This window comes from Bacillus sp. JJ783, from assembly GCF_036963225.1.
GTDB lineage: Bacteria > Bacillota > Bacilli > Bacillales > Bacillaceae_G > Bacillus_A > Bacillus_A cereus_U.
Window position 1 is genome coordinate 1 of the sequence record NZ_JBALMG010000216.1, and the last position, 8794, is coordinate 8794.

Below are 8794 nucleotides of genomic sequence, written 5' to 3' on the forward strand. Positions count from 1 at the left end.
AATATAAACTCCTATACAATAATGCCAACACCTTCCGTAAAAGAATTACTAGAAAGAAAATTAAGTGATGAACTATTAACTTGCTGGATTAGTAACTTTTAATTGTCTTTATTTATATTAATTACGTCCACTAAAAGAATATAAAGAAAATAGGCTCATAAACAAGGTACATCACCTAGTGTAAAGTCATATTTTGTTGATGTACGCATTTAGTCTATAGCCTTATTTCTACTTTATTTTTAAAAGTAAATAAACTTAAAGATATGGACGGAATTTACATTTATAAATGGAGGGTTTCATAATGAATGATTTTCAACAAGAACTACAAGCATTAAACCTTAATGCTTATCAACCTGGTAATGTTGTTTATTGGGATCAGCAACAAAATCAATATCCATATTACTACATTCAAGACGATGCACGTCGTTGTGGCGGATGCGGTGGCGGCGGACGTTGTGGCGGTTGTGTAGGTTGTGTAGGCTGCGTTGGTTGTTTCAGCTGTTCTAATTGCTGGAGCTGGTGGATTATTTAAGTACTATAGATCAATAATATTTCACATGAAAGAAAAGTGCCGATGCAAAGTTATACTGTATTGAAACTTTTCTTTCATGCTGTCATTTTTATATGTTTTAGGGGGATATTTATTTGTACAAATATGAAAAATTAATTTCATGGGTAGAAAACATTAAAGAGACAAATCAAAGTTCTGCGGCAGCACTTTGTATTATTAAAGATAATAAGATTGTGCTCGAGCATTATAGTGGAACACATTCAAATACTCCTACTAGTAAAAAAGTAACCATATCTTCACAGTTCAATGTCGCTTCCGCAAGAAAAAGCTATTTAGGATTAATGGTAGCTTATGCAGTTTATGAGGGGAAAATAAAATCACTTGATGACGAGGCAGTAAATTATTTTGAAAAACATGATCCTTCATTACTCGGTAAGACAACGATAAGACATTTAGTAACTCATTCACATGGTTTAAATGAAACCGATGATGGGACAGTTTTTCGTGAGTTTGAGCCGGGACAAGCTTGGGGGTACAGAGATATTAATGTAAGAATGGTGACGCAGCTTATTTATCAGCTGTATAATAAGAGTTTTCCTGCATTATTAAAAGAGCGTGTATTCATACCTGCTGATTTCAAAGAAACTGGATGGAGAATAAAGCAAGATGATAATTTAGTTAAGGTTGTTGTAAATCCAAATGAAGATGTCATAAATAGTGTTGGTACAGTAGATGACGGCTCCGAGAAAAATTTGTTTGTCTCTGCGAGAGAATTTGCATACTGGGGGAACCTGCATTTAAATAACGGTTTTTTAAATGGTAAACAAATTGTCCCAAAAGAAGTTATAGCACTTGCTACGAGCTTACAAAGTCCAGAGTATACAAATAAAGAACTACCTCAAAACGGGTTGTTTTGGTTCATTCAAAATGAACCTGCTTTATTTAGTGAACTTGGTGAGCGAGTTCCTAAAGGTTCTTATCAAATATTAGGAATTACAGGACCAACGATATTAGTCATTCCAGAATATAATGTCGTCGTTGCTAAAATGTACAATAAAAGATACAACTATGGTGGGGATAATTATTTATATTATTTACGTGAATTTAGCAATTTAGTCGCTGATACATTTAGTAGCAGTAAAAATAATATGGTTAGGGCATAACTACTCCTATAATAAAAAGGAGTGAACTTTAATGAAAAATGAAGTGAATAAAAATAAAAAGCAAAATATAAAGGATGTAAACACAGAACAAAACGCGATTTATAGCGATCCGAAAGATGCAGCTAATATGCAAACTGTACCGCAGCCGAAAGACTTCGAGGAAATTGAATATTAATTTTCTCTCGGACTTATTTATGAAAGAAAAATACGTCTTAAGTCTCATCACTTTCAGCAAATTATTTGATAATATATGTACATAAGCATTCGAAAATGTCTTATCTTAACAAAGCTTTCTTTAAATGCTGTATATAACCTACAAAAAGACACTTCTTGACGAAGTGTCTTTTTGTGTAAGCTAACTTAATTTCCATTTTCCGTACAGTATCTTGTAATTTATCATGGATATACTAACTGTGAAAATTCATGTCATGATAAAAGAAGGGGACAGTTAGTATGAAACAAACATCTATAAATCCGTTGTTAATTGTTCTAGGTACAATCATTGTTCAAATTGGCCTAGGAACAATTTACACATGGAGTTTATTTAATCAACCCCTTGTAAGTAAGTTTGGATGGAACCTCAATTCAGTCGCGATCACTTTCTCAATTACGAGTTTTTCTTTATCATTCTCAACTCTATTTGCAGGAAAGCTACAACAAAAATTCGGACTTCGTAAACTTATCGCTACAGCTGGAATTGTTTTAGGACTCGGTTTAATACTTAGTTCACAAGTTTCCTCATTACCATTACTTTATTTATTAGCCGGTGTTGTCGTTGGATATGCTGATGGAACAGCATATATTACATCACTATCTAATTTAATTAAATGGTTTCCAAACCGTAAAGGGCTTATTTCTGGTATATCTGTTTCAGCATATGGAATGGGTAGCTTAATTTTTAGATATGTAAACGGAAATCTTATCGATAGTCTTGGTGTATCACAAGCATTTTTATATTGGGGTATTATCGTCTTACTTTTAGTATTAATCGGATCGTTCTTCTTACGTGAAGCAATTGTAAGTAACACCGCAACTGAAACATTACACAATGACTATACTCCGCGTGAAATGATGCGAACTAAACAAGTATATTTCTTGTTTTTCATGCTATTTACTTCCTGTATGGGTGGTTTATATTTAATCGGTATGGTAAAAGACATTGGGGTGCAGCTCGTTGGTCTTAGTGCAGCGACTGCCGCTAATGCCGTCGCAATGATTGCAATCTTTAATACAATAGGTAGAATTATTCTTGGAACGTTATCAGATAAAATAGGTCGATTAAAAATCGTCTCTGCTACATTTATTATTATTGGATTGTCCGTCTTCACTTTAAGTTTTGTTCCACTAAATTACGGGATTTATTTTGCCTGTGTAGCAAGTGTTGCCTTTTGCTTTGGTGGTAACATCACCATCTTCCCAGCAATTGTGGGAGACTTCTTCGGATTAAAAAACCATAGTACAAACTACGGGATTGTTTACCAAGGTTTCGGATTTGGTGCACTTGCAGGATCATTCATTGGGGCACTACTTGGTGGATTTCAACCAACCTTCATTACAATCGGTGTTCTATGTGTTATATCTTTCGTTATCTCTATAGTAATCCGCCCTCCAAATGCAGAAAAGGAGAAGGAAATCAAATCGTTAAATCGAAAAATAGCTTAATGCTAAGAAAGAGTCCTTATACTAGGGCTCTTTTGCTTTACAAAAAAATGTATAAATAATGGATGACATTCAAAAAATCTAATTTTATCCTTGTACTTATTTCATAATCTAACATTAAAGAAGATAGGACATTCCGATTATTAAATTGAATAAATAATGTAAAGGGGCGTGATAGTTAAAATGCAAATAGTAAAGCAATGGGTACAAGAAGATAGTGATTACATAAGAGAAAAAGTAATTGAATATAACCAAAAACAACTTTCAAATGAAGAAAAAACACCTTCAGAAAAGATTAGTTTTATAGTGAAAAATGAAAAAGAAGAAATAGTAGGAGGGATAACGGCAATCACATTTTGGCACCATGTACATGTTGACTTTCTATGGGTTTCTGAAGAATACAGGCACGAAGGTTACGGAAGCAGTTTAATGAATCTTATTGAAGAATTTGCAATTGAAAAAGAATGTAGGCTAATCAAATTAGATACTTTTAGTTTCCAAGCCCCTAATTTTTATAAGAAGCATGGGTATAAAGTGATAGGGGGAAGTGAAGATCATCCTAAAGGACATAATCATTACTATTTAGAAAAACGGTTATAAATGAATCATTAAAGAGTGTATTATGATTGATTTTTTTCAAAATATGCTCTTTTCTTTTGTGTGTCTATGAACACGATATCGTTTCGTATTAGTTATTTACTCAAATTACTTTTTATGAATCCAAACAATTTAATGATAGAATAAAATAAAGACAGCAAATTTTTACCATTCAAGGGGGTTACATATGAAAAAAGTAAATGTTACATACGCACTTCTATATGATGAAACTCATGAAAAGCTATTAATGGTTAAAAACAAAGGGAAAAATGGTTCTTATTACACTTTACCAGGTGGAGCAGTTAAATTCGGGGAAACGTTAGAAAAGGCAGCAATTCGTGAAGTAAAAGAAGAAACAGGGCTAGATATATCCGTAAAAGGGGTTTGTTCCATTAGTGAAGCCTTTTTTGAGGAGAGAGGACATCATGCAATCTTCTTTAATTTTTTAGGAGAAATAATCGGAGGGGGAATCTGTATATCACGGCCAAAAGAGATTGAAGAGATTACCTGGATGGAATTAGATTCAGCAGAACCTTATTTACGTATACCAGAACACTTAAAAAGCCTTTTACAAAAGAAAGAAACAGTTCCTTATATTTTTAATGGAACTATTATTCATCAATCTTCATAAAGATAGTATTTCATTTAAGGCGGGGGAAAAATGGAGTTTATCGTTAATCACAAACACTTTACACAAGCTCTTTCAGAAGTAAGTAAAGCTATCTTAGCAAAAACTTTAATTCCTATATTATCCGGAATTAAAATAACAGCAGATCAATTTGGCATTACTTTAATCGCAAGTAATTCGAATATTTTCATTGAAAAATTTATACCTAGTTCACTTAAAGACGAACAAATTGCAACTATTTTAAAAGCAGGGAGTATTATTGTACCTGCAAAGTATTTCATTGAAATTATTAAGAAAATGCCAAGTGAGATTTTAATAAAAAGTATGAATGAGCAATTGATTACAATTCAATCAGATGAAATTACTTTAAACTTAAATGGATTCTCGGCAAACGAATTTCCAAATGTACCATTTATAGACGAACATGCGGAAATACAAGTTGAGATGGGACAATTAATTGAAGTCTTTAAACAAACTGTCTTTGCAGCAGCTAAAAATGAATCTAGACCCGTTCTTACTGGCGTACATTTCGTTATTGATCATAACAAATTAATTTGTGCTGCTACTGATTCGCACAGACTGGCTTTACGTGAAATAACCATTTCTTCACATGCGAAATTGAATTGCGTTGTACCAAGTTCCACTATTAGTGAATTACTAAAATTAATGAACAGTAATTCAAATTTAGTATACATATATCTTTCAGAGAGTCACATTATCTTTAAATTCGGTACAATTACATTGTATTCAAGGCTTATTGAAGGGAAATATCCTAATATATCCGGCCTAATTCCAAATGAATCCCAAACGGTTATTAATATAGATAGAAAACAGATTTTACAAGGTGTAGATCGGTCAAGTTTATTAGCTAGTGAATGGGCAAACAACAACGTTAACTTAGAAATCATTGACGCATCCACAATACAAATCTCTTCTAACGCTTCTCAGATTGGTAAAATATCCGAGACACAACAAATAGATGCTATTCAAGGTGAAAAGCAATTAAATATATCTTTCGATGGACGATATATGGTCGATACTTTAAAAGCAATAAAAGAAGATAGAGTTACTTTAAGTTTTGGTGGTTCCATGAGACCGATATTAATTGAAGCAGGTGAACAATCTGCAGCAGTATATTTAATATCGCCTGTTAGAACTTATTAAGAACAAAAGAAGGAATTAAATTATGTACAAGCATACTTTATGTTTTATAAAAAGAAATGAAGAGATACTTATGTTAAATAGAGAATATGACCCTGTAAAAGGATTATGGAATGGGGTAGGAGGGAAGATAGAAAAAGGAGAAACAAATATAGATGTTGAACAAAATCAAATTCAATTTAAAGGCATTATTAAATGGGAAGACTTTTTATATTTTGGTCGCATATATGTTTATGTAATAGAACTACCTTACGAGTTTACATATGACACGCCTAAAAAGGTATCTGAAGGGATTTTAGATTGGAAAATTGTATCCTGGATATTAAGCGACTATAATTACGGTGCAGGAGAGATGATACCTAAGTTTTTACCTGAAGTACTAAACAATGAAGCTATATGAGAACATATTTGTGTTTTATCAAACCATAAATTACTATTCTACGAGTTTAAAGAACTAAAAGAAAAAGAGTTTGTCATTTGATGCGGGAGAAGCAATCTAGAAAACACAGCAATGAATTCATTATTTTGAGGAGAGATTCATTATGTGGAGAACAAATCAAATTGAAACATCACATGGGAAGTTTGAGAAGTTTATAAAGAATACTTTATAGTAAATATTTGTTTTAAGTGGGGAATATATAAGAAGGAGGAATTCATGAAAAAAGAAAAGCTTTTATTTTGGATATATACCACTAGTATGATTATTATATTATCCTCAATTATTTATTTAGCTTTTGCAGCATCTAGTAAAAAAGATACTCTTACTCAATTTAAAAAATCTCCAAATATCCCATTAACTATTCAAGATTCAAACCATCTAGAAGACTTTACAGAATATTGGACTAAAGAAAAGATGAAAAATGCAATTCCAGTAGATATAAGAGAACTCCAAAATAAGTGAATTAACAAAAAGCGAACCTATTTAATATAGTTCGCTTTTTGTTATGATTATACTTCTCGCCACCAATCTGAAGTAGGATAATCTTTAGCTTTCAACGTAATAGATTCACCTATTTGCGGCGTTGCAATATTAACCCCTAAACGATTTGCTTCTTTCGTAACTCGCTCAATTGGATCACTCCATTCATGTAATGATAATGTAAAAGCACCCCAATGAATAGGAACAAGCAATTCTCCTTTAACGTCAATATGAGCTTGTACTGTTTCTTCTGGCAACATATGAATTGCAGACCATCTCGTATCGTATTGCCCGCATTCCATTAAAGTAAGATCGAATGGACCGTATTTATTACCAATTTCCTTAAAGTGCGGAGCATATCCACTATCACCACTAAAGAAGACTTTCGTTTCTTGACCAAGGATAACCCATGAACACCATAACGAACTATCTCTATCTGTCATACTTCGTCCAGAAAAATGCCTTGCAGGTGTACAAACTAATTTAATATTATCAAACGTAATTTCATCCCACCAATTATGCTCACTAATTTTACTAGGTGAAACACCCCATTTAATAAGATAACGCGCAACTCCAGTCGGAACATAAAAGTGCTTTGCACGATCTTTTAACTGCATAATACTTTTGTAATTTAAATGGTCATAGTGATTATGCGAAATGATAATCGCATCAATTTCCTGAAGGTCTTCACGTTCTAAAGAAAAAGCACCACTATAACGTTTACTATTAAAAACAGGAAACGGGGAAGAGGCGTCGCCAAACATAGGATCTAATAACAGCTTTTTACCTTCTATTTTTAAAAGAGAAGCAGAATGACCAAACCATGTAACACTATCTATAGATTCATTATGCAGATTCGGTAACACAATAGGTAAATTCTTTATAGGACGTAGCTTTGTTTTCATTTTAAAGTAATCAGTCATTAAACCTATAATATCTTTCGATTTAAAACTTACATCGGTATGAATTTGATTTATATATTTCTTTTTCATTAGTTCTCCTTTTTACGTTTAACAATATACGTATGTTGTTATTCTAGCTGTTATTAGTGTAAACTATATCGTTTTACCTTTCATCTTTAACGCAGTACATTTCATAAATTCTTCAAATTTATTATTTTTATATATAAAATAGAATTCATTTAGCAGCAACTAAAACTAATATTATGTATTTGTAAATTGTTTTGTTTAAGTAAATTCTTTCTCATAAACAACAAAGAACGTACGTTTCATTATATGTTATAGAAGCAGGTAGGTAACTAATTATCCAAAGGAAGGAGAGTCTATAAATGCTGGAAGAAAGAAAACAGAAGTCAAAATGTAAACTATCAAAATCTGAAATGATTCAGCTTTATACAGAAGGGAAGAGCACCTCAGAAATAGCTTTACTTGCCAATGTGTCTGCTAGGTATATATGCATGGTTTTAACAGACAATAACGTTCCAAGACGAGCAAGAGGTAGTTGGAAGAGAAAGTATGCCATAAAAGAAGATTATTTTAAAACTTGGTCAAATAATATGGCTTATATTTTAGGATGTATAACAGCAGACGGTGTTATACCAAAAGAAAATCAATGTGTCAGTATATCACAAAAAGAAAGTTACATTTTAGAAGATATAAAAGAAGAATTAAACACAAACCAGCCACTTTACCAAAACAAAAAAACAGGCGTATATATGTTAAACATTAATAGTAAAACAATAAAAGACGACATTATGAACATACACGGAATCATGCCGTGTAAATCCTTTAACATCGAATTTCCTTTTGTACCAGAAGAATTTTTACATCATTTTGTTCGTGGGTATTTTGTGATTCAAACGAATTATGTTTTTTATTATCTTAAATATAACTTTCTATACGGAAACATTGTAATTAATCACATAAAACAACTCAAAAAACCAATAACCAAACAATCTATTGAAAAGGGAAGCTTAACAACAAAAACTAACAATTAATAAGTTTATTACTTTTTACTAGTTAACATAATATATATTATACAAAGTTGTATAGAGTAAGTGTTTCTCCGTATCAAAAACCAAGTAAACTATACTTAATGAGACGAGACGGGGATTTTTAATGAGATGTATACTAAATCAAACTTAAATGTTTTTTTACGTTTTTATCACTAAATTTATATTTAATCTGTTCATAGCA

General features: G+C 31.9%; 9 protein-coding genes and 3 pseudogenes. 11 read left to right on the top strand and 1 reads right to left on the bottom strand.

Annotation, left to right across the window (positions count from 1 at the left end):
* From V7038_RS28390 to V7038_RS28435, 10 genes and pseudogenes are all read left to right on the top strand, one after another.
* Nucleotides 1–102: pseudogene (locus V7038_RS28390) on the top strand (NUDIX domain-containing protein); the annotation flags it as partial.
* Nucleotides 103–301: 199 nt separating this feature from the next.
* Nucleotides 302–532 carry a heterocycloanthracin/sonorensin family bacteriocin gene (locus V7038_RS28395; RefSeq protein WP_335696004.1) on the top strand — a complete coding sequence of 77 codons (231 nt, stop codon included), beginning with the start codon at nucleotides 302–304 and terminating at the stop codon, nucleotides 530–532.
* Nucleotides 533–645: 113 nt separating this feature from the next.
* Complete coding sequence (locus V7038_RS28400; protein ID WP_070128410.1) at nucleotides 646–1674, top strand: serine hydrolase domain-containing protein; 1029 nt, start codon at nucleotides 646–648, stop codon at nucleotides 1672–1674.
* 31 nt (nucleotides 1675–1705) lie between these two features.
* Nucleotides 1706–1849: a hypothetical protein gene (locus tag V7038_RS28405; protein ID WP_002013225.1), complete on the top strand. Its 144-nt coding sequence runs from the start codon at nucleotides 1706–1708 to the stop codon at nucleotides 1847–1849.
* 278 nt (nucleotides 1850–2127) lie between these two features.
* A complete protein-coding gene (locus V7038_RS28410; protein ID WP_002110160.1) occupies nucleotides 2128–3336 on the top strand; it encodes an L-lactate MFS transporter in 1209 nt (402 codons plus the stop codon).
* 180 nt (nucleotides 3337–3516) lie between these two features.
* Entirely contained in the window at nucleotides 3517–3933 is a 417-nt protein-coding gene (locus V7038_RS28415; protein WP_335696005.1) for a GNAT family N-acetyltransferase, read from the top strand.
* A 184-nt stretch (nucleotides 3934–4117) separates the two neighbouring features.
* Complete coding sequence (locus V7038_RS28420) at nucleotides 4118–4561, top strand: NUDIX hydrolase (protein ID WP_335696006.1); 444 nt, start codon at nucleotides 4118–4120, stop codon at nucleotides 4559–4561.
* Nucleotides 4562–4591: 30 nt separating this feature from the next.
* Entirely contained in the window at nucleotides 4592–5722 is a 1131-nt protein-coding gene (gene dnaN, locus V7038_RS28425; RefSeq protein WP_335696007.1) for a DNA polymerase III subunit beta, read from the top strand.
* A gap of 22 nt (nucleotides 5723–5744) precedes the next feature.
* A pseudogene (locus V7038_RS28430) lies at nucleotides 5745–6200 on the top strand (NUDIX hydrolase).
* 174 nt (nucleotides 6201–6374) lie between these two features.
* Nucleotides 6375–6620 (top strand): hypothetical protein, encoded by a 246-nt coding sequence (locus tag V7038_RS28435; protein WP_002110155.1) that lies wholly within the window; start codon nucleotides 6375–6377, stop codon nucleotides 6618–6620.
* A gap of 47 nt (nucleotides 6621–6667) precedes the next feature.
* Here the strand turns inward: V7038_RS28435 and V7038_RS28440 are convergent, their stop codons facing one another.
* Complete coding sequence (locus V7038_RS28440) at nucleotides 6668–7630, bottom strand: MBL fold metallo-hydrolase (protein WP_002110153.1); 963 nt, start codon at nucleotides 7628–7630, stop codon at nucleotides 6668–6670.
* Nucleotides 7631–7926: 296 nt separating this feature from the next.
* Between V7038_RS28440 and V7038_RS28445 the strand changes: the two are divergent.
* Nucleotides 7927–8448: pseudogene (locus tag V7038_RS28445) on the top strand (endonuclease); the annotation flags it as partial.
* Nucleotides 8449–8794 lie beyond the last annotated feature (346 nt).

Coding starts and splice junctions, on each gene's coding strand:
- V7038_RS28395 (WP_335696004.1), top strand. CDS start 302: ATGAATGATTTTCAACAAGAACTACAAGCATTAAACCTTAATGCTTAT.
- V7038_RS28405 (WP_002013225.1), top strand. CDS start 1,706: ATGAAAAATGAAGTGAATAAAAATAAAAAGCAAAATATAAAGGATGTA.
- V7038_RS28410 (WP_002110160.1), top strand. CDS start 2,128: ATGAAACAAACATCTATAAATCCGTTGTTAATTGTTCTAGGTACAATC.
- V7038_RS28415 (WP_335696005.1), top strand. CDS start 3,517: ATGCAAATAGTAAAGCAATGGGTACAAGAAGATAGTGATTACATAAGA.
- V7038_RS28420 (WP_335696006.1), top strand. CDS start 4,118: ATGAAAAAAGTAAATGTTACATACGCACTTCTATATGATGAAACTCAT.
- dnaN (WP_335696007.1), top strand. CDS start 4,592: ATGGAGTTTATCGTTAATCACAAACACTTTACACAAGCTCTTTCAGAA.
- V7038_RS28435 (WP_002110155.1), top strand. CDS start 6,375: ATGAAAAAAGAAAAGCTTTTATTTTGGATATATACCACTAGTATGATT.
- V7038_RS28440 (WP_002110153.1), bottom strand. CDS start 7,630: ATGAAAAAGAAATATATAAATCAAATTCATACCGATGTAAGTTTTAAA.